The organism is Hymenobacter sp. BT491 (genome assembly GCF_014349165.1).
Lineage (GTDB): Bacteria > Bacteroidota > Bacteroidia > Cytophagales > Hymenobacteraceae > Hymenobacter > Hymenobacter jejuensis.
Map to the genome: position 1 here is coordinate 782,443 of NZ_JACSJJ010000003.1, position 21,901 is coordinate 804,343.

Genomic DNA, 21,901 nt, shown 5'->3' on the forward strand with positions numbered 1-21,901 from the left:
CTGCTCGTGGGCTGCTGTAGTATGGTATTATCCCAAGCGGCGCTGGCTTCGACCGATTCGCGCACGTTGGAGTTTGTTGAAAATCGCGGGCAGTGGGACAACCGGGTTCGCTACGCGGCTGATCTGAACAACGGCCGCCTGTTTGTCGAAAGTGGGGGCTTTACCTACGCGCTATTTGCCGGCAATCCGCTACAGCATCATTTTTCCGAAAAAGAGACCGCGCGGCAAGCGACCGAAAAGTTGCAGGCGCACGCGCTGCGGGTACGGTTTGCAGGCGCCTCCGAGCAAGCTACGCTTTCGCCCTTAGATCAAACTGCTGAAGTGCGCAACTACGCCCGCGGCAACGACCCGGCGCAGTGGGCGAGCAACGTACCGAGCTATCGGCAACTCCATTACAAAGAGTTGTGGCCCGGCATCGACGCCCGGCTGTATGAGAATCAGAATCAGCAGCTTGAGTATGATTTTGACGTGGCCGCCAAAGCCAACCCCGACTTAGTACAGCTTCAGTATGAAGGAGCCGATGCGCTCGCTCTCCGCCCCGACGGTGCCTTGGAGATTCGTACGTCGGTAGGCAGCATTACTGAACTGGTCCCACACGCATGGCAGCTCGACGCCACAGGCCAGCGTCAGGCCGTAGCCTGTCGCTATATCGTTGAGGGCCGGGCAGTGCATTTTCGCCTCGGGACCTACGACCGGCGGCGCCCCCTGACCATCGACCCGACGATTGTTTTTTCGTCCTTCACCGGCTCCAAATCCGATAACTGGGGCTTCACGGCGACTTACGACGCGCAGGGCAATCTCTACTCCGGTGGCATCGTGTTCGGCCCGCAATACCCGACTTCTTTGGGCGCCTACGATACCTCGTTTGGCGGCGCCGTTGACATTGGCATTATCAAATACAACACGACGGCCACAGGGCCAGCGGCCCAGGTCTGGGCCACGTATCTGGGCGGTTCCAGCACAGAATTCCCTCATAGTCTGATTGTTAACAACCAGGGTGATTTGTTGATCCTTGGTACTACTTCCTCCCGTGACTTTCCCGTTACGGGCGGCGCTTACGACCGGAGTTTTAACGGAGGCAGCTACGTCGAACCTTACGGCGCGAGCACTTCGCCTACCCTGCCTTCTGGCTCCGATTTGTTTATTACCCGCCTCAGCGCCAACGGTGCCAGCTTGATTGGCTCGACCTTCCTGGGTGGCAGCGGCAACGACGGTATTCTGGACCCGCGCAACACCGGCGCCAGCCTCGTGCGCAACTACGGCGACGCCTTTCGCGGCGATATTCTCGTCGATGCCGCCGACAACGTATACATCGCCTCCTGCACTTCTTCGACCAACTTTCCGGTGACCAACGGCTTTGCCAGCGCTTACGGCGGCGGCACCAGCGATGCAGTAGTCTGCAAGCTGAACAGCTCATTAAGTAACTTGTTGTGGAGCAGCTACTTAGGCGGCACCGGCCCCGACGCGGCTTATTCCCTACAATTGGATGCAAGTAATAATATGTACGTGTGCGGCGGCACCGCCAGCGGCAACTTCCCGACTACGGCCGGCAGTCTTTACCCTTCCCGGCGCGGCGATATCGATGGGTTTGTGAGCCGGATCAGCAGCAACGGCAGCACCATCGAGAAATCTACTTTTCTGGGCACGTCCTTTTACGACCAAGGGTATTTTGTGCAGCTCGACAACAGCGGCAACGTGTATGTACTGGGACAAACCCTTGGCAATTACCCCGTTACCCCCGGGCATTATGCCAACAGCGGCAGCCATCAGTTTATTCATAAGCTCACGGCCGACCTCAGCACCACCGACTTTTCGACCGTATTCGGCAGTGGCCGCTCGATCATCGACATATCACCCACGGCCTTTCTGGTGGACCAATGCGACCGCATTTTTGTGAGTGGCTACGGCGGTGAAAATTACACGGGCGGCAATACGCAGGGCTTGCCTGTAACGCCTACCGCTTTTCAAACTATTACCGATGGCTCCGACTTCTATTTAATGCAGCTTTCCGCAGGCGGCACTAAGCTCGAATACGCCACATTTTTCGGCGGTGCTGGCGGATACGGAGAGCACGTCGATGGCGGCACTTCTCGCTTCGACAAGCGCGGCATTGTGTACCAGGCCGTGTGCGGGGGCTGCGGGGGGCTTTCGAATTTTCCCATTCCGGCTGGTGTCAGCACTTTCTCCAGCACCAACGGCAGCACCAACTGCAACAACGCTGCTTTCAAATTTAACTTCGAGCCCAGCGCCATCTTGGCCGGTCCGGACGCAACGGTCTGTGTAGATTCTGATGGGTTGCCACTCGTCGGAACGCCCGCCGGTGGATCCTGGAGCGGCCCTGGAGTAACTGGTTCATTAGCAACAGGTTATAAATTTGTACCCAATGCCAATTTGCTGGGCCAGCAATTGCTCACGTACACGGTGCTCGGCACTGGCCTTTGCGGTGGCGAATCGGTTCTGAAAGTAAATGTTGTACCGGCCCTCACGGCTGCTTTCACCCAATTTCCGCAGACCTCTTTCTGCCTGAACGGGTTCAGCAACCCATCTGTCACGCTGACGGCTATGCCGGCGGGCGGCACCTTCAGCGGACCGGGCGTATCAGGCAATGTATTTTATCCGGCGGGGGCTGGCTCCGGCACGCACACGCTTACTTATACGTACCAGGCAAACGGCTGCCAGGCACGGGCCACGCAGGTGGTTACGGTCGTCAACGCCATTGCTGGTCCCGACTTCAGCATTTGTTCGGGGGCAGCAGCTGTGCGCCTAAAAGGAAATCCAGCGGGCGGCAAATGGAGCGGCCCTGGCGTAAGCGGCTCTATAACTGATGGTTATGTCTTCACCCCAACCACTACCCTAGTCGGTAGTCAAAAGCTGACGTACACCTTGGAAGGCCCAGACGGCTGTACGTCCAGCAGTTTGCTGACGGCCACAGTGCAACGAAGTCCACAGATTACGCTGCCCACGCTGCCAGTTTACTGCGTGACCAATACTTCGGCTGTAGTCCTTCCGAAAGGAATGTACTGGAGCGGCCGAGGCGTGAGCGGCTATTACGATAGCTTCACGTTTGTGCCAGCCACGGCAGGCGTAGGCAAACACAGCCTCAGCTACAGCACTTACGATTACGGAAGTTGCAATGTACAAGGCACTTACGAAATCACGGTAGTAGGTAACGTCACGGCCCAAACGGCACCCGACACGGTGCTGTGCCCCGGCACTACACAGCCTTTTCGCGTCAGGGCCACGCCCGTGGGCGGCAAGTGGAGCGGTTCGTACGTCACGGCGGACGGACAGTTTACCCCGCCCGCAGGTTTCACCGGATCGGTCACGCTTACCTATACCGCGTCCAATGAGGCGTGTACCGGCTCGGTCACGCGCCGCATCAGCGTAGCAACTCCGCCTACGGCTCGCCCTACCTGGTCCCCCGACTACTGCCCACAAAACCGCGAGGCGCCGCTGCATGTGCTCTTTAGGGATGCCATCGCCGGCGCTTCTTGGGATTTTGGCGACAATACCTCTGCGGCCAACGGCTCCAGCGCCGATCACATGTACACAAAAGCCGGCCGTTACCAGCCCAAGGTGACGCTTCCGTACAATGACACGCGTTGTAGCGTAACGATCAGTCTGCCAATCATCGAAGTGAAGGAAGCGTTTACGCCGCCTAATATTATCACGCCCAACAGCGACGGCAAGAATGATTACTTCGTTCTAACGGAAAACTGCCCACCCCGCGTCCAAATATTTTCGCGTTGGGGCAGCAAAGTGTTTGAATCGGCTAGCTACCAAAATGACTGGAATGGAATCAACCAGCCCGATGGCGTGTATTACTATTTGATGCACACTCCCGACGGCCGCACCAGCAAAGGATGGGTGGAAATCCGACGCTAGTAGCTCCTAAGCTTCGGTGAACCACCGGCTTGCAAATGGCCGGATTTTGCACTATCTTTGCGCCAGCAATGAGTACAGAAGAGGGGACGAGTAGTCCCCTCTTTCTTTTGTCGCCTAGTTCGAGCTTATGAAATTTGACCGCAACCACATCGCCGAAATGCTTCAGGACAGCCTGCCTGGCCCGGAGCTATTTGTCGTGGGGCTTACCGTATCCGACGCAATTCGGCCCAAGGTAACGGCCATCTTGGACGGCGAGCAAGGCGTAGGCATTGACGAGTGCGCGCAGGTCAGCCGCCGGTTAGCACGTCGCATCGACGAGGCTTACGGCGAGGAAGCCAGCTACACATTGGAAGTGACTTCGCCCGGCGCCGACCAGCCCCTAACCGATCCGCGTCAATACACCCGCCACGTCGGCCGCTCACTTAGCCTCAAGCTAAACGATGGCACCGAAAAAACGGGCGCTCTGGAAGCCACTGAAGCAGAAGGCATTCAGCTGGCCGAAGTAGTGAAGGACAAAAAGAAGAGTAAAACGCTGCCCGCTGCCTTCGTACCGTTCGCGGATATTAAGGAAGCTAAAGTCGTTATCTCATTTAAGTAATCTATTGTTAGTCAATAGTTTATCTATTGACTAACTTTCTAATAATGTTCATTTTACCACTGGCTGTCAGCCGGGGAGCAGTTAGCCGCAGCGGCCTTTGCTCTTTGCTTGCAGTCAACACTTTCACAACAACATGAACAGCCACGTCTTAATCGAATCGTTTGCCGAGTTCGCTCGGTCGAAGAACATTGACCGCCCCACGATGATGAGCATCTTGGAGGACGTGTTCCGCACGATGATTCGGAAAAAGTACACGACTGATGAGAATTTTGACGTCATCATCAACGTAGACAAAGGCGACCTCGAGATCTGGCGTAACCGCGAAATCGTGGACGACAACTCCGAGGACATTTGGGATTTCGACAAAATTCCGTTGGCCGAGGCCCAAAAAATTGAAGCCGACTTCGAAGTAGGTGAGCAGGTGGCCGAGGAAGTTAAGCTGGAAGACTTCGGTCGTCGGGCCGTGCTGATGGCTCGTCAAACGCTGATTCAGCGCGTGAAGGATCTGGAGCGCGACCATCTCTATCAGCAATACAAGGACATGGTCGGCGAAGTGGTCACCGGCGAAGTATATCAGGTATGGAGCCGCGAGGCTTTGATTTTAGACAAGGAAGAAAACGAGTTGGTATTGCCCAAAGCGGAGCAGATCCCGAAGGACCGCTACCGTAAGGGAGATACTGTCCGGGCCGTCGTACACCGCGTAGAAATCATCAACGGCACCCCAAAAATCATCCTGTCGCGTGCAGCACCGGCTTTTCTTGAGCGTTTATTCGAACAAGAAGTACCGGAAATCTACGACGGCTTGATCACGATCAAGAACATCGTGCGCGAACCCGGCGAGCGGGCCAAGGTAGCCGTTGAGAGCTATGACGACCGCATCGACCCAGTAGGCGCTTGCGTGGGCATGAAAGGCTCGCGTATTCATGCAGTAGTGCGGGAACTGGAGAACGAGAACATTGACGTAATCAACTACACCGATAACCTCGAGCTCTATATTCAGCGCGCTTTGTCGCCGGCTAAAATCGGTTCAATTAAAATAAACGAACAAACTGGTCGGGTTTCGGTGTTCTTAAAGCCGGACCAAGTCAGTCTGGCCATCGGCCGCGGCGGTGCCAACATTAAACTGGCGAGCCGGTTGGTGGGTATGGAAATCGACGTATTCCGGGAAGCCGGTGACTATGAGGAAGATATCGCCCTCGACGAATTCCAAGACGAAATTGAAGGTTGGGTACTCGATGAGCTGAAGAAAATCGGCCTCGATACCGGGCGTTCCGTATTGGCTGTCAGCAAGGAAGATATCGTCCGGCGGACAGAATTGGAAGAAGAAACCGTTGAGGACGTCTTCCGAATTATCCGCCAGGAATTCGAAACTGACGAAGAACAGGAAGAAACAAATTCCGGCGCCGCGCAATGAGTGCGCGGCGGCCGGTCCAGCAAGGGCGTTAAATCGTGCTAAACGGCGCGACCACACGCCGTTCGGCAAGATTTAAAATAGTACCTTTGCAACTGAATACGAGTATCGTTCGCGAGCATAGAATGGCGGAAGCAGCAACCAAACGGCTGAATCAGGCGGCCAAAGACCTGAACGTTGGAACCTCTACAATTGTGGATTTTCTGGCGGGTAAAGGGCACCAAGTCGAAAATAAACCGACAACCAAGTTGACTGCGGAGCAGGTTTCGCTGCTCAATAAAGCATTCGAGTCGTCGGCGCATGACAAGATGGAGGCCTCGAAACTCAGCCAGGCCAAGCGCCAGAATGAGGCAGAAGCCACTCCTCCCCGTCCGGAACCGGTAGCTACTAAAGCTAACGGAAGCGTAGCCGCGCCTGCGCCGGCTACTCCGAAGCCTGTAGAGGAAGCCAAGACCGCTGCTCCTCAGCCGGCACCAGCCGCTGAAATTCCTTCTGCCCCGGTGCCAGCGGCGCCTGCTCCCGTAGTGGAAGCACCCAAAGTGCCGGGCCTGAAGGTTTTAGGTAAAATTGAGTTGGATGCCAAAGGCCGCCCCGTAGCGCCTCGCCCAACTGCTGCTCCCGCTCCAGCGGCTCCAGCAGCAGTGCAAGAGGCAGTTCCATCGGCGCCAGCCCCTGCTCCTCAACCAGTTCCTGTTGCGGAAACTAAGCCAGCCCCAGCGCCCACACCAGTTCCTGAGCAGGCTCCTACTCCTGCACCTGCCCCACAAGTTGTGGCACCGGTAGCAGAAGCCAAGCCAGTAGCTGCACCTACTCCTGCAGCTCCAGTTGAGCCAGTTGTAGCAGCACCTCAACCCCCAGTCACTCCGCAACCGCAGCCAGCCCCCGCTCCGCAAGCAACGGCTCCCGTTGCACCTGAGCCTACTCCGGCTCCGCAAGCTGAAGAAGCCACAATCGTTGCGAAAGCTGATCAGCTGAAAGGCTTAACAGTTCTTGGCAAGATTGAGCTTCCTGTAGATTCGTCTCGTCGCGGCGGCGGAGGTGGTAACAACCGCCGGCCAGTAGCCTCTTCGGATGTGCGCAAAAGCGGTCTTAGCCCTGATGCCAAGAAGAAACGGCAGCGTATTCCTACTCCTGGAGCTAGCCCTTCAGGACAAGGCGGTGGTCAGCAGCAAGGCGGCGGCCAGCAACCAGGCAATCGCCCTAGTGGTGGTCGTCCGGATCAGCCAAACCGCGGTGGCCAACCGCGCCCCGGTGGGCCAGGCCAACAGGGTAATCGCCCACTCACCCACGGTGGTCAGCCCGTTCCGCCGCGCGTGGCGCCTACGCCAGAGCAAAACGACAAGCAGATACAAGAACAAATCAAGGCTACGCTGGCAAAACTCAGCGGCGGTCGCGGCGGCAGCCAAGCCAACCGCGCCAAGTACCGTCGCGACAAGCGGGCCGGTGTTGCCGAAGCGAGCGAATTAGCTCGTCAGCAAAGCGAGCTAGCCTCTAAGACACTTAAAGTAACAGAGTTCATCTCGGCCAATGACTTGGCTTCTCTGATGGATGTATCTGTGAATGAGGTAATTAAGGTTTGTCTGAATATGGGCATGTTCGTGTCCATCAACCAGCGCCTTGATGCGGAAGCCATTACGGTCATTGCCGACGAGTTTGGCTATGATGTCGAATTCCTTTCTGCAGAAGAAGAGGAAGTAGATTTAGGGCTTGAAGATGCTGAAGAGGATCTTCAACCTCGCGCTCCAATCGTGACCATCATGGGCCACGTTGACCACGGCAAAACATCGTTGCTTGACTATATCCGCAATGCCACGGTTGCCAAAGGCGAAGCCGGCGGTATTACGCAGCACATCGGTGCCTACGAGGTTAAAACCTCTTCCGGCAAACGAGTTACTTTCCTGGATACGCCTGGTCACGAGGCCTTCACGGCCATGCGTGCTCGCGGTGCCAAGGTTACGGACATTGCCATCATTGTGGTAGCTGCCGACGATTCGGTAATGCCGCAAACCAAGGAAGCCATCAACCACGCACAAGCGGCTGGTGTTCCGATAATTATTGCGCTCAACAAGATTGACAAGCCTGCCGCCAACCCCGAAAAGATCCGCGAGGAGCTTTCCCAAATTAACATTCTGGTAGAAGAATGGGGTGGTAAATATCAGTCACAGGAAGTGTCGGCTAAATCGGGCCTTGGCGTCGAAGACCTACTCGAAAAGGTACTGCTGGAAGCTGAACTCCTTGAGTTGAAAGCTAACCCTGAGCGCAATGCGATAGGCACCGTAGTTGAGGCTTCGCTTGACAAAGGCCGGGGTTATGTAACCACAGTGCTGGTGCAAACCGGCACCCTAAACGTGGGCGACATCGTGCTGGCTGGTCCGCACTACGGCCGCGTAAAGGCCATGACCGATCATCGCGGTAAGAAGATGAAAGTTGCGGGTCCTTCCACTCCGGTGCAGGTGCTGGGCTTGACGGGTGCACCGCAGGCGGGTGACAAAATCGTGGTAATGGAAACAGAGCGCGAAGCCCGCGAACTTGCCACGCAACGTCAGCAACTGTCGCGTGAGCAGAGCATGCGCACCAAGAAGCACATCACACTGGACGAAATTGGCCGTCGTTTGGCTATTGGCTCGTTCAAAGAGCTGAACGTAATTGTGAAAGGCGACGTGGACGGCTCGGTAGAAGCACTCTCCGACTCGCTGCTCAAGCTGTCAACGCCGGAAGTGAAAGTCAACATCCTCTCCAAAGGGGTTGGCGCCATCTCCGAATCGGACGTGTTGCTGGCTTCGGCTTCCGACGCAATCATCATTGGTTTCCAGGTACGTCCTTCGCAAAGCGCACGCAAACTGGCTGAGCAAGAGCAGATTGACATCCGCCTCTACTCGATTATCTACAATGCCATCAACGAGGTGAAGGATGCCATGGAAGGCATGCTGGCCCCAACGGTGCAGGAAGTAGTGGTAGCCAACGCCGAGGTTCGCCAGGTGTTCAACATTACCAAAGTCGGCAGCATTGCAGGCTGTATGGTAACGGAGGGCTCGTTTACGCGCAATACCAAAGTGCGCGTGGTGCGCGACGGCATCGTGGTTTACTCCGGCGAAATCCAGGCTCTGAAGCGCTACAAAGACGACGTGTCGGAAGTACGCCAAGGCTACGAGTGCGGTATTTCGGTGAAGAATTTCAACGACTTGCGCGAAGGCGACAACATCGAAGGTTTCGAAGAAAAAGAAGTGAAGCGTACTCTATAAACCTCACATCTTTTGTAAGGGCAAAAGCCCCGGCCAGTAATGGTCGGGGCTTTTTGCGTTCTGTAGGCTTTCTTTTCGGCAGTACGATCACATCATCATGCTATTGCATCCGGCGCCGCACTCAAGCTAGTTTTGTATCAAATCAGGAACAAATTGCACCTGAGCAACCCTAACCTGCTTTCCTCCAACCTCATTCCCTCTATGAAAACACTTAGCATTTCGTTTCTGGTACTTGCTACACTGGCTAGCGCACCCGCGTTGGCACAAACTAAAACTATCAATAAATCGCCTATCAAAACGGCTACTACGCCAGCCAAAGCTACTTCTGCTGCGCGGCCGCTAACAAGTACTCAGCCAGCTCCCGCTACCAAATCTATCGCTGTAACCTCAACTCCTGCCTCTACTACGGCTTCCTCGTCGACGGTAACAACCCGTGTTTTGACCTCGGCTGTTCACCCTTCTACACAAGCCATGGAAGGCGGCGAGTCGATGTTCCGCAAGGGTACTACCATGGTCAACTTGGGCGTAGGCCTGGGATTAGGGTATGGATACTACGGCGGCTCGCTGAAGTCAACCCCGGCCATTAGCGTATCGGCCGAGCGGGGCCTTTTGGAAGGAATAGGGCCTGGCACCATCGGGGTGGGCGGACTCATCGGCTACAAAGGCTATCACTACGACTATCCGGGCACCAGCTATAAAGCCACTTGGAGCAACATTATTGTGGCCGCGCGCGGCACCTATCACTACAATTTCACGACCAATCCTAAACTCGACACCTACGCAGGCGTGACGCTGGGCATGCGCTTGGAGCATTACAAAGACACTTATTACAACGACGTGCTCAACAGCCGCAACAATTCGTATGGCGGTGCCTACCTGACCTCGGGCATTTTCGTGGGCGGCCGCTACTTCTTTACCGACAACATCGGGGGCTTTGCCGAGCTCGGCTACGACATGAGCTATTTGAAACTGGGCCTTACCGCAAAATTTTAAATGCTTGATAATCAAATATTTACCTACTAACTCTTACCATCACAGCCATGAAAAACTCATTTGCTTTTTGGGGCATGGCCCTTGCCTTGCTGCCGCTGCTAGCAAGCTGCGGCGAGCGGATGCAAGAAGCCAAAAATGCCTACTCTGCCGTAGCAACGACCACCAAAGCTGCCGAGAAAATGGGCGAGGCAATGAACAAAGCCGAAGCCAAACGCAAGCTCCGTGCTGCACATGGCGACACTATCTCATTGCATTACAAAGAGTTAGAAAAATATCTCCCCGGCAGCATTGAGGGCTTCACGCCTGATGGAGCACCTAAGGGCGAATCGGTGAATATGGGTGGGCTGAGCTACTCCACCTGCGAGCAGATATACCGGAAAGGCGATCAGCAGCTGAAGGTACAACTCGTGGATTACAACGGCGCCAACGCGCTGTATGCGGGCGCTACGGCCATGATGTCGGCGGGCTTCTCGCAGGATAACGACGACGAAATGATGCGTGGCTGCGACCTCGGCATTCCTGAGGTGAAGGGTTGGGAAACGCTGCAGAAAAAGGACAAAAAGGCTTCTGTAGCCCTCGGCGTGGGCGACCGTTTTTTCGTCGCCGTCGAGTCAACTGGTCAGGACAATACAGATTTTGTGAAGGCAGTAGCCAAGAACATCAACCTCAATGCATTAGCCAAGCTGTAGTTGAAGCTTGGCTACTCACTTTTCCTGTATCCTATAGCCCACACGTTACTCCCATGGAACCAACGCCAACACCTTCTTCCTCAACTGCTTCCGATCAGGGGCGCTTGCTCGCCATTGTCAGCTATCTCACGGTGGTCGGGTGGCTGGTAAGCTATTTTCTCAACAAAGAAGAACGCTCGCCTCTTGCAGCTTTTCACTTGCGGCAAAATGCGCTGCTTCTGCTCACCGGGTTCGCACTGTACGTTGGTTTGCAAGTACTTATGTTTGTGCCACTCATCGGCTGGCTAATCAGCCTGTGTATGCTGCCGCTGTATCTGGTACTGTTTGCCTTTTGGTTGCTGGGGCTGTTAGGGGCCATCAATGGCCAAGAAAAACCCATCCCGATACTGGGCCTGAAAGCGCAAAGCCTGTTTGCGAGCCTGTAGCCCATTGGGCTGCCTAACGCATAACCATTTTAGAATCAAGCAATTGAACAAAATTCTACGTGCATGAAAAAGCTTCTGTTTGCAATTCTGGCGTTGCTGGCCTTGCCTTTGAACAGTTCGGCACAGTTTGGCCTTTTGAATGCGGCCGTCGATCGGGCGGCTAACCGGGTGGCGGCGCGCAAGATTGACGAGGCCATCGATCGCAAAGTGGCCGAAAAAACCGATGACTACCACCGCGCGCTTCTGACTGAAGGACGCCTAGTCTCCTATCGTATTCAGTTTGAGCCAAATACCGCAACGCTGTTGCCCGACAGCTATTCGATGCTCACTGAGCTAACGCGCTTGCTGCAACAACAGCCCAACTTGCGCCTGAGCATCGAAGCCCATACGCTCCGGACCGGCAATGCTACCGCTAGCTTGGCTCTTGCGCAACAACGAGCCGATGTCGTGCGGGCAGCCTTGGTTAAGAACGGAATTGCGGCGACTCGGCTGAAAGCCAGAGGCATCGGCGAGGCCCAACCGCTCAGTACAGACGACTCCGAGGAGATGAATCAATTAAATCAACGGGTAGAATTTGTTAAACTATGAATAATTTTATATAAAATTGTAAGTGATTACGACGAGGTACTGAAACAGCGATTTATGCCGCAGGCAGTTGCGATGCGTTACCAGTCTTGGCCATGACGCTTCCTTATATTTAATAAGGAAGCGTCATGGCCGCATTTTATTTGCTTACAGCTTGTCGACCAAGACAGTTTGTTACGTACAGACCCATGTTTTACGCACTACACTCACTTGATTTAGCCACTTAAATTATTGCCGTAATGGCTACCTCCTCTCTTCAGGCATCGGGGGCGAACGGTGGCCTCGACTGCACTGAAGAAGCAAAAAGCCCCGGAGCGTTGCACCGGGGCTTTTTTTTATAACAGCTTGATTAAGAATCACTTGCTGGTCTAGAAGAATAGAAAGTGGCTCTTGGATTTGACTTTGTGCTTTAAGGGCTTGCCTTTCGGGTCGATGCCGGGAGCCGCATGCAACTGGCCGCGCTTCTGGCGGGCCGTGCCCCGCCGCTTGTCTTTGAACTTGCGTAGCACAAAGCCGCCGGAGTTCTTTTCGTACTGCCGAGCAGGCCCCGAGCCCCGACCAAAACTCGTGTTGGCGGTACCCCCACCCGAACGCGCCTCCAAGATTTCGAGTTGCTGATCGCGCTTGGCCTCATCAGGATTCATGCTCATGCGGCGCTGCATGCGCGCGATATCCGAGCCGGAAGCTTTCTTGTTTTTTCGGGCACTGGTTTCTTTCGGCTGGCTGCCGGGCGGCGTACCAAACTCAGGCGCCATCGCCGTTTGGGCATGCGCTTGCTGCGCCAACAAAGCCGAAACAACCAGAAGAGCAGTCGCCAACAATTTTTTCATAAACGAGATCAGGCAAAGTAGAAGCCAAACTGCTGGCCTGGGCCAGCAGTTTGGCAACCAGTACGGGTTCGCGGGCGAAACGACTTGGCCTTGAAGTTAGTTCAAATACTAAGCCAGTGACGCACAGAGGCTTAATTTAGCGGCCTTCTGCTAAACCCGGGTGCGCAAAGAATCCCGGATTTCCATGAGCAGAATCTGGTCTTTTGTTGGCGCTGGTTCGGCTTCCGGTGCCGGATCGGGTTTGCGGCGCAGCTTATTGGCCGCCTGCACGATCAGGAAGATACAGAACGCAATAATGAGGAAGTTGAGCACTGCGTTCAGAAACAGGCCGTAGTTCAAGGTAGCTGCACCCGCATCTTTGGCTTGTTTCAAAGAGGCGTACGTGGTGCCGTCCAGCGAAACGAATAAATCGGAGAAATCATGCCCTCCGCTGATTTTACCCAGAATCGGCATCAGGATATCGTCGACCAACGAAGTCACGATCTTGCCGAAGGCCGCTCCAATAATCACGCCGACAGCTAAATCCAGCACGTTGCCGCGCGAAACGAACTCTTTGAATTCGGAAAAAAGACCCATAATTCGAACGGTTTTTAAATGTGGAAAAAGGAGAAATCAATGGGTCAATATATAATAAAAAATATATCAATTCTTACGACTTGGCTCACCGGTTTAGCAGAGTTAACTGCTTGAGTCGTAAATATTGAGACTTGGCGGACAATAATTCTCCCGAAAATCGCTGCTTGCTAAAGCAAAAAGGCTGCCCCGGCGCTCACAGGGGCTTTCGTCTGGGGGGAGCGCTTCGGACAGGCCAACGCGTTTTGCGCTATCTTTGCGGCCTTTCCACAACCTTCCGCTTCTGCATGGCCTCCTACGAAAATCTGCTGCTCGCTCTGGATTCTGCCACGGGCATTCTGACCATCACCCTCAACCGCCCTACCAAACTCAACGCCCTGAATGCGGCCACCATCGAGGAAATCCGGCAAAGCTTTCAGGAAGCCCTCGACGATGCTGCCGTGCGGGGCATCATCTTGACGGGCAGCGGCGAAAAGGCGTTCGTGGCCGGTGCCGACATTGCCGAGCTCGCCGACTTGAACGAGATTGCGGGCCGGCGCGTGGCCGAACGAGGCCAAGAAGCGTTCTGCATGATCGAGGAGAGCACTAAGCCCGTCATTGCGGCCGTTAATGGGTTTGCGCTGGGCGGTGGCTGCGAGCTAGCAATGGCCTGTCACCTGCGCGTGGCTTCCGAAAATGCCCGTTTTGGCCAGCCCGAAGTAAATCTGGGCCTGATTCCGGGCTATGGCGGTACGCAGCGTCTGACGCAGCTAGTGGGCAAAGCCAAAGCCCTAGAACTGATGATGACCGGCGACCAGATCAAGGCCGACGAAGCGCACCGCCTGGGGCTCGCCAACCATGTAGTGCCGGCTGCCGAGCTGTTGCCCTTCTGCGAACAGTTGCTCAAGCGCATTCTCAGCAAAGCACCGTTGGCCATCGGCATGGTAATCGACTGTGTGAATGCGTATTACGATGAAGAAAAACACGGTTATCAGACGGAAGCCAATTCGTTCAGCCGCTGCTTTGGGTCCGAAGATTTTCGCGAGGGCACGCAGGCGTTCCTCGAAAAGCGGCCGGCCGCATTCAAAGGCGCATAAGCCGTACTTAGGGTTGGGCGATGTTTCGCCTCGGCAGCCCCATTTGTATCTATTTGATATACAGACAGATACAAAATATTTATTTTAAATCCGTAAGTAGTTCATAGTGAGTTCAATAGCCAAGCGCTTGGCCGGGCAGACGGCCGTGTACGGCATTAGCAGCATCGTGGGCCGTGTGCTCTCCTATTTGCTGGTGCCCATGTACACGGGTCGGTTTGTGGCGGCTCAATACGGGATCGTGACGGGACTGTACGCGTACGTGTCGTTTCTAAACGTCGTGTTTACCTACGGCATGGAAACGACGTATTTCCGGTTTGCCAACCGCCCCGGCACCGACCGAAAACTGCTCTACGACCGGGTGTTGAGTATGCTGCTGGCCAGCAGTGTGCTGCTCACGCTTCTGCTGGCCCTGCTGGCGGCCCCGCTAATGCGCCTGATGAGCTTGCCACCTGGCAACGAGCGCTACGCCATATGGGTGGCCCTGATTTTGGGAATGGATGCCGTAGCTGCGATTCCTTTTGCCCGGCTTCGATTGGAGAACAAAGCGCGAAAATTTGCGGCCATCAAGCTGGCGAATATTTTGACGTATGTGCTTCTTAATCTGTTCTTTATCGTACTGTGCCCGGATGTGGTAGCGGGCAAATATCTGACGGGACTGCGCCCCCTGATCGAGCGACTATACGATCCGACGTTGGGCGTAGGGTATGTATTTCTGTCGAATCTGTTTGCCAGCGGCCTCACCTTGGTGCTGCTGTGGCGCGAGCTGACCGACTTCCGGTTCCAGCTAAATCTGGAGCCCCTGCGGCCCATGCTGCGCTACGCTTACCCCTTGATGCTGATGGGATTAGCGGGCATGGTAAACGAAACCCTCGACCGGATTCTGCTGGGCTCGTGGCTGCCGCAGGGCTTCTATCCGGGCAAAAGCAACTTGGCGGCGGTGGGTATTTACGGCGCTTGCTACAAGCTGAGCATCTTCATGTCCCTCGTGATTCAGGCGTTTCGCTACGCGGCCGAGCCGTTTTTCTTTGCCCAAAGCACCGAAAAGAACTCGCCCACGACTTTTGCGCTGGTTCTGAAGTGGTTTACGCTGTGCTGTGCCCTGATTTTTGTGGTTATCAGCGTCAATCTGGAAGATTTGGCCCCAATTTTTCTGCGCCGTCCTGAATACCGCGAAGGCATTGGCGTCGTGCCCATCTTGCTGTTAGCCAACCTGTTCTTGGGGGTCTATTACAACCTGTCGGTGTGGTTTAAGCTAACCGACAAAACGTATTTCGGCACCTACATCGCTTTCGGCGGGGCCATCCTGACCATTGCGCTCAACTTCCTGCTGATTCCGCTGCTGGGCTACATGGGCAGCGCCATCACCACGCTGGCCTGCTACTTTACGATGGCCGCGGTGTGCTGGTGGCTCGGCGAAAGGCATTTCCCGATCCCTTATCCGGTCGCGCGCCTCAGCGTATGGCTGTTGTTTGCCATCGGGCTGGTGGCTGTGTCGTGGTATTTGCCCATCGCAGATTTCTGGCTGCGCCACGCTGTGCACCTGCTGATCTGTGCGGGGTTTGCGGGCTTGCTTTTTCTGGCCGAGCGGCCGCGGCGCGTAATAGCGTAGCTAAGCTTGCCGGTATTTGCCCAAAGATCAGTAAGTTCTGCTCGCTTATTGGAGGCCCGCGCCAGCTACTATCTTTGCCCTTCCAAGCTCAGTGTCTCAGTTTCTGCTCATGCAAGTTCCTATTATTAACCGCTCGCGTCACGAACTGCCTTCTTACCAAACCGCACATGCTGCCGGAATGGACGTGCGGGCCAACCTCGAAGAGGCCGTTACGTTGAAGCCCCTGCAACGAGCACTTATTCCAACGGGTCTTTTCCTGGAAATTCCGGTGGGTTATGAGGCGCAGGTACGGCCGCGTAGCGGCTTAGCTTACAAGCACGGCATTGGGCTCGTCAATAGCCCCGGCACCATCGACGCCGATTACCGTGGCGAACTCAAAGTACTGTTGGTCAATCTTTCTGCGGATGAATTTGTAGTGCAAGACGGCGAGCGCATTGCCCAGCTTGTGGTAGCCCGCCACGAAACCGTTGAATGGCAGGCCGTTGAAGAGCTTACCGAAACCGGGCGCGGCGCCGGCGGCTACGGCAGCACCGGCACCAAATAGCACACATCCAATCGCAGCAGTTTCTCGTTTCTCACAATACCTACTCCTTCTTCCAACCCTAAACCAGTACTCTTTCGCTATGAAAATCATCGTCCCGATGGCCGGCATGGGCAAACGCATGCGCCCCCACACGCTCACCGTTCCCAAGCCTCTGATTCCGATTGCCGGAAAACCCATTGTACAGCGCCTCGTGGAAGATATCGCCAAGGTCTGCGGCGAGCCCGTCGACGAAGTGGCTTTCATTGTAGGTCGTTTTGGCGAAACAGTAGAGAAGAGCCTGGTAAAAATTGCGGAATCGGTAGGTGCCAAGGGCACGATTTACTACCAAGACGAGCCCCTGGGCACAGCCCACGCCATTTTGTGCGCCAAGGATTCGCTGACCGGACCGTTGGTGGTAGCTTTCGCCGACACGTTGTTTAAAGCGGATTTCACGCTTGACACTTCTGCCGACGGCACCATTTGGGTGCAGCGCGTAGACGACCCACGGCCGTTTGGCGTGGTAAAGCTCGACGACCAAGGCCGCATCACCGAACTGGTAGAAAAGCCTGAGCAGTTCGTTTCGGATTTGGCCATCATCGGCATCTATTACTTCAAGGACGGCGACTACCTGCGCAACGAGTTGCAGTATTTGCTCGACAACGATATCAAGGACAAAGGTGAATACCAGCTCACCAACGCCCTTGAAAACATGAAAAACAAAGGCACGGTGTTCGTGCCCGGCCGCGTTACCGAGTGGCTCGATTGCGGCAACAAAGACGCCACGGTTTTCACCAACCAACGCTACTTAGAATACCTGCAAGAGCGCGGCGAGAAATTGGTAGCTGCCTCGGCCAAGCTTACAAATGCTGTAGTCATTCAGCCGGTGTATATCGGTGAAAATGTGATCATTACCAATTCCGTAGTTGGTCCGCACGTATCTTTGGGCGACAACTCCAACGTGCGCGATTCGGTGGTGACCAATTCCATCGTGCAGCAGTCGGCCACGATCCTCAATGCCAGCGTGACTAACTCCATGATTGGCAACCACGCCAGCGTTACCAGCAAGCCCCACGACCTAAGCGTGGGCGACTATAACACCCTGCGGGTGTGATGATTTTCAAGCTTTTGACGTTAGCAGTAGCGCGAACTTCCGTTCGCAGATTTGTTTATCTCGCATAACTCCTTCCTTCTGACCGGCGGGCGGCCGTCCGCGCTACTGCGTCTATGCGTCGAATTGTTGCTTTTTTCTTTCTCTTCCTAAGCCTGCTGTTGGCGGAACAGAGTGCTGCTCAGCAGAAGCCTGCGCCCGATAAGGCAGCCTCCTCGGCTGAGAAAAAGCCGCGCAAGCTCACGCGCCGCGAGCGCAAGGAGCTGGCTAAGCGCGCCGAAATAGAAACGGCCGGGCAGCAAGCCCGGCCGCTCTCGGAGCGCGACCGGGAAATGAGCGAGTCGTTTTTCGTCGATGGCGTGAAGTATGTGTTGCTCGAGGACTACAACAAGGCACTGGAGCGGTTGCTCAAAGCCTATGCCCTCAACCCAACCAACGCCGCCATTAACTACAAGATAGCCGAGACCAACCTGTTGAGCGGCAATCTAAAAGACGCTACCAACTTTGCGCAGTCAGCCGTTAAGCTTGATCCGAAGAACGCGTACTACTATCTGCTATTGGCCCAAATTTATACGTCGCAGAAACAGTACGACGACGCGGCGAAGGTGTACACTAGCCTGATTCACGACGTCCCGGGATCGAACTATTACCTTTTCAACCTCGCCGATCTGTACATGGCGCAGGGTAAGCTGGACGAAGCGCTCGCGACGTTTGACCAAGCCGAAAAGCAGTTTGGGCCCATCGACGAAGTCTCTTTCAAGAAGCAACAGATCTACTTGAAACAGAACAAGTTAGATAAAGCACTGCAAGAAGGAGAGTCCCTGATCAAAGCCAACCCGGAAGAAGTGCGGTACGTGCTGGCGCAAGCCGAGCTGTACGCGTCCAACAATCGGTCGGCTGATGCCATTCGAGTGGCAAACCAAGCGCTGAAGCAGGACCCCGACAACCCACAGGCCCGCATGATTCTGGCTGATGTGTACCGGCAACAGGGCAATGCGGCTGAGTCGGAAAAACAGATCAAGCTGGCGTTTGAAAGCCCCGCGCTCGACATCGACGACAAGGTGCGCATTCTGGTCGATTACATTCGGCAACTTCCCAACCCCAAGCTGAACGCCACGGCGCTGGATCTCGCGGGCATCACGATGCGCGTGCATCCCAAAGAAGCCAAGGCCTTTGCAGTAGCCGGTGATATTCAGATCATTACCGAAAATAAAAAGGACGCTCGCGACTCCTACCTCAAAGCCATTCACCTCGACAACTCCAAGTTTCAGATTTGGCAGCAGGTGGTGCTGATTGATGCGGAACTAAACCAAATCGACTCGTTGCAGCGGCACACCGATCAAGCGCTGGAGCTATTTCCCAATCAGGCGTCGCTGTGGTTTTATAACGGCGTAGCGCACCTGCTGAAGAAAGAGCCGACAAAAGGTGTGAAATCGTTGGAATATGGTCGCAAGCTCGCCACTGATAACCCGGAGTTGCTGGCCCAATTTGATACCCAACTCGGCGACGCTTACCATGAGCTAAAGGACTACCCCAAATCCGACGCGGCCTACGAGGCAGCTTTGGCTTTCGACGCCAACAATGCCCAAGCGCTGAATAACTACAGCTATTACCTGTCGTTGCGGGGCGAGAAGCTCGACAAGGCGAAAGAAATGTCGGGAAAATTGGTCAAGCAGTTTCCCGACAACGATACTTACCTCGACACCTACGCGTGGGTGTTGTACAAACTAAAAGATTACAACGGAGCGCGGCAATACTTAGAAAAAGCCCTGAAAACCAGCACCGACGGCAACGTCATTGAGCACTACGGCGACGTGCTGTTTCAACTGGGCCAGAAAGAGCAAGCCCTGACCGAATGGCAGCGCGCTAAGAAAACGGGCGAAGCATCGGCCCTGATTGACCGCAAGATCAAAGAGAAAAAACTGTATGAGTAGACGCATTGAGCTGGTACTGTTGCTGGCCCTGTTCCTGTTAGGAGGCTGTGCCCGCAAGGCCGTTCCGACCAAATCAACTTCGGGCAAAGTCGCTCCCGAAGTAGGCGCCAGCAACGTCGATTTTCGCTACTTAACAGCCAAGGGCAAAGCCCAGATCGAAGCCAACGGTGAAAAGCCGCCCACCGTCAACATTACGTTGCGGATGCGCAAAGACAGCATTATCTGGATTTCCGCTTCGGTTTCGCCCATCGGCGAAGTTGGCCGGGTCTTTATCACCCGCGACTCCGTGAAGCTGCTCAACCGCTTGCAGAAGGAATATTACTCCGGCAACTTCTCATACCTGAGCAAGCGGTTCAACGTGCCCGTTACCTTCGAGCAGGTGCAGGCCTTGTTGCTGGGCAATTACCTGCCGGCAGCACCCGGTGTAACGCCTGCTATCAACACCAGCGGCGATTTACAAACTGTTCATTATGAGCAAGTTAATTTGATTATAGAACAGCTTATTGCGTTGAGTCGGGCGCGTATGCAGCAACTTACCGTGCGCGACCGCGAAACCGACAACAACTTCAAAGTAGACTACTCAGATTTCCGACCGCTGGAAGCAACGACGCAGCAATTTGCCTACTCGGTGCTGGTGAAAGCCCAACAGGCCAAGCTGCCCGTTTCTACGGTTTCGATTAATTACCGCAACGTGGATGTAGACAAGGAGCGTCTGGCATTCCCGTTCTCGGTACCTTCGGGTTATGCGCGGAAAAAATAGTCGCAGTTACGCATTCTATGGGCTGTTGATCGCGGCGCTATTCATGGCGCTGAGCAATTCACCTTTGGCGCAGCGCCGAACTTCTTCGGGCAGCCGGCCATCAACCAACGGCAAGAAAACGAAAGCCCAATTGGAGCGTGAGCGCCGGGCCACCCTGCGCCGCATCCGAGAAACCAGCCGCATTCTGGCCCAAACGCAGCAGCAGAAACAGGCTTCTATTGGGCAGCTCAATGCGCTCAAGGAAAAGCTGAATGTGCAGCAGGGCGTCATCAAAAACATTTCGTCGGAGCTGAAATACATCGAGTCGGATGTGCAGCAGACAGAAACGCAGGTGCAACGAACCCGGCAAAGCCTTGAGCAGCTGAAGGCAGAGTACGCACGGCTGATCTATGCGTCGTCCAAAACAGCCAACAGCTACAACCGGATCATGTTCCTGTTTGCGGCCGAGTCGTTCAATCAGTTTATGCTACGATTGCGCTACATCCGGCAATACTCGGAGGTGCGCCGGGCGCAGGCCGCCCAAATTAGCAATACGCAACAGCATCTGAGTCAGCAGCTTACGGGACTCACTGAAAAGAAGCAGGAAAAAAGCAGCTTGCTCAGCACCCAGCTCAACGAAAACCGCAACCTGATTACGCTCAAAACGCAGCAGGACCAAGTGGTGACGAAGCTCAGCCGGCAGGAAGAAGGGTTGCGGCAGGAGTTGGCCGAACGTCAGCAAGCCGTCAGCCGCCTCGATAACCTCATTGCCGAACGCGTCCGCGAAGAAATCGCGCGGGCAGCCCGCGTAGCCGCGGCACGTGCCGCGGCCCGAGCCGCCGCGAACCGCGAAAGAGCCGCCAATGCGCCTAGCCGCAGTCCGGGTGCTACTTCCCGTTCTAGCTCTAGTGAAGCCGAACCGGAGCCCGCCCGCACCGACCGCGTAACCCTGACGCCCGAAACGGCCGTGTTGTCGTCGTCGTTTGCCGAGAACCGCGGCCGGCTGCTGTGGCCCGTGAGCCGGGGCTTTATCTCCCAGCCTTTTGGGCGGCACCCGCACCCGGTGCTCAAAAACGTGATGGTAGAAAACCGCGGCATTGATATTCAAACCAGCGCCGGTGAGCCTGCCCGCGCCGTTTTCGACGGGAAAGTGCTCACCGTAGCTAGCATCGCGGGCATGAACAACATCGTGATGATTCAGCACGGCGAGTACTTCACGGTGTACGCCAAGCTGCGCAGTGTCAGCGTCAGCGAAGGCCAGCAAGTGAAGATGCGCCAGCCAATCGGCACCGTCTATACCAGTTCCGACGGCACTACCGAGCTACAGTTTCAGGTGTGGCGAAACAGCGCTAACCTTAATCCTCAGAATTGGATAGGCCACAAGTAGCAACTCAACACGGCTCTTATGGGAACGATTCGCTACAAAGAAAAAGGCCGCGCTACATCTAGCGCGGCCTTTTTCCGTATAAATACTTGATTACCAATTATTTACAAGTCACAAGACAGGCGCCTGCATGGGCAAAAAAAACACCGTACATCGCACGGTGCCTTTCTGAGCTATGAAAACAAACTTAGCTATCAGCGCGTCATGCAGTTGCCAAATAAAGCCAAACTGGCTCGTCGGCATAGCAGAAGCCCCGATAACATGACGAAAGATAGATAGCTTACGGCTCAGACGCTA

General features: G+C 55.1%; 17 protein-coding genes. 15 read left to right on the forward strand and 2 right to left on the reverse strand.

Features of this window, described 5'->3' with window-relative positions; translation table 11 throughout:
- The first annotated feature begins 21 nt into the window (after positions 1-21).
- The 8 genes from H9I52_RS14890 to H9I52_RS14925 all read left to right on the forward strand — a co-directional run bounded on the left by H9I52_RS14890 (position 22) and on the right by H9I52_RS14925 (position 11,831).
- Positions 22-3,885, forward strand: a complete 3,864-nt coding sequence (locus tag H9I52_RS14890) for a gliding motility-associated C-terminal domain-containing protein (RefSeq protein WP_187454483.1) — start codon at positions 22-24, stop codon at positions 3,883-3,885.
- A gap of 127 nt (positions 3,886-4,012) precedes the next feature.
- Complete coding sequence (gene rimP / locus H9I52_RS14895; protein WP_174805796.1) at positions 4,013-4,483, forward strand: ribosome maturation factor RimP; 471 nt, start codon at positions 4,013-4,015, stop codon at positions 4,481-4,483.
- Positions 4,484-4,616: 133 nt separating this feature from the next.
- On the forward strand, positions 4,617-5,897 hold the full coding sequence (gene nusA / locus H9I52_RS14900; RefSeq protein WP_139515798.1) for a transcription termination factor NusA: 1,281 nt from the start codon (positions 4,617-4,619) through the stop codon (positions 5,895-5,897).
- Between the two features lie 122 nt (positions 5,898-6,019).
- Complete coding sequence (gene infB / locus H9I52_RS14905; protein ID WP_187454484.1) at positions 6,020-9,136, forward strand: translation initiation factor IF-2; 3,117 nt, start codon at positions 6,020-6,022, stop codon at positions 9,134-9,136.
- A gap of 201 nt (positions 9,137-9,337) precedes the next feature.
- On the forward strand, positions 9,338-10,129 hold the full coding sequence (locus H9I52_RS14910) for a hypothetical protein (protein WP_187454485.1): 792 nt from the start codon (positions 9,338-9,340) through the stop codon (positions 10,127-10,129).
- A gap of 47 nt (positions 10,130-10,176) precedes the next feature.
- Positions 10,177-10,818 (forward strand): hypothetical protein, encoded by a 642-nt coding sequence (locus tag H9I52_RS14915; RefSeq protein WP_139515795.1) that lies wholly within the window; start codon positions 10,177-10,179, stop codon positions 10,816-10,818.
- 53 nt (positions 10,819-10,871) lie between these two features.
- Entirely contained in the window at positions 10,872-11,243 is a 372-nt protein-coding gene (locus H9I52_RS14920; RefSeq protein ID WP_139515794.1) for a DUF4870 domain-containing protein, read from the forward strand.
- Between the two features lie 63 nt (positions 11,244-11,306).
- Positions 11,307-11,831, forward strand: coding sequence for an OmpA family protein (locus tag H9I52_RS14925; RefSeq protein WP_187454486.1), 525 nt, complete (start codon positions 11,307-11,309; stop codon positions 11,829-11,831).
- 365 nt (positions 11,832-12,196) lie between these two features.
- Here H9I52_RS14925 and H9I52_RS14930 read toward each other — a convergent pair whose 3' ends face one another.
- Both H9I52_RS14930 and mscL read right to left on the reverse strand, forming a co-directional pair.
- Positions 12,197-12,658 carry a hypothetical protein gene (locus tag H9I52_RS14930; protein WP_187454487.1) on the reverse strand — a complete coding sequence of 154 codons (462 nt, stop codon included), beginning with the start codon at positions 12,656-12,658 and terminating at the stop codon, positions 12,197-12,199.
- A 150-nt stretch (positions 12,659-12,808) separates the two neighbouring features.
- Complete coding sequence (gene mscL, locus H9I52_RS14935) at positions 12,809-13,234, reverse strand: large conductance mechanosensitive channel protein MscL (protein ID WP_139515791.1); 426 nt, start codon at positions 13,232-13,234, stop codon at positions 12,809-12,811.
- Positions 13,235-13,518: 284 nt separating this feature from the next.
- On the opposite strand from mscL, the gene H9I52_RS14940 reads away from it, so the two are divergent.
- The 7 genes from H9I52_RS14940 to H9I52_RS14970 all read left to right on the forward strand — a co-directional run bounded on the left by H9I52_RS14940 (position 13,519) and on the right by H9I52_RS14970 (position 21,607).
- Positions 13,519-14,307, forward strand: a complete 789-nt coding sequence (locus H9I52_RS14940) for an enoyl-CoA hydratase/isomerase family protein (protein ID WP_187454488.1) — start codon at positions 13,519-13,521, stop codon at positions 14,305-14,307.
- Between the two features lie 106 nt (positions 14,308-14,413).
- The gene (locus H9I52_RS14945) at positions 14,414-15,916 is read left to right on the forward strand and encodes a polysaccharide biosynthesis C-terminal domain-containing protein (protein ID WP_316248042.1); all 1,503 of its coding nucleotides are present in this window, start codon (positions 14,414-14,416) and stop codon (positions 15,914-15,916) included.
- A gap of 109 nt (positions 15,917-16,025) precedes the next feature.
- A complete protein-coding gene (dut, locus tag H9I52_RS14950) occupies positions 16,026-16,460 on the forward strand; it encodes a dUTP diphosphatase (RefSeq protein ID WP_139515789.1) in 435 nt (144 codons plus the stop codon).
- Between the two features lie 79 nt (positions 16,461-16,539).
- On the forward strand, positions 16,540-17,550 hold the full coding sequence (locus H9I52_RS14955; protein ID WP_139515788.1) for a sugar phosphate nucleotidyltransferase: 1,011 nt from the start codon (positions 16,540-16,542) through the stop codon (positions 17,548-17,550).
- 113 nt (positions 17,551-17,663) lie between these two features.
- Positions 17,664-19,481, forward strand: coding sequence for a tetratricopeptide repeat protein (locus tag H9I52_RS14960; protein WP_187454489.1), 1,818 nt, complete (start codon positions 17,664-17,666; stop codon positions 19,479-19,481).
- The gene (locus H9I52_RS14965; protein ID WP_187454490.1) at positions 19,474-20,241 is read left to right on the forward strand and encodes a DUF4292 domain-containing protein; all 768 of its coding nucleotides are present in this window, start codon (positions 19,474-19,476) and stop codon (positions 20,239-20,241) included. Before H9I52_RS14960 ends, H9I52_RS14965 begins: the two co-directional genes overlap by 8 nt.
- Positions 20,225-21,607, forward strand: a complete 1,383-nt coding sequence (locus H9I52_RS14970) for a murein hydrolase activator EnvC family protein (RefSeq protein ID WP_262386081.1) — start codon at positions 20,225-20,227, stop codon at positions 21,605-21,607. Before H9I52_RS14965 ends, H9I52_RS14970 begins: the two co-directional genes overlap by 17 nt.
- Positions 21,608-21,901: the final 294 nt, after the last annotated feature.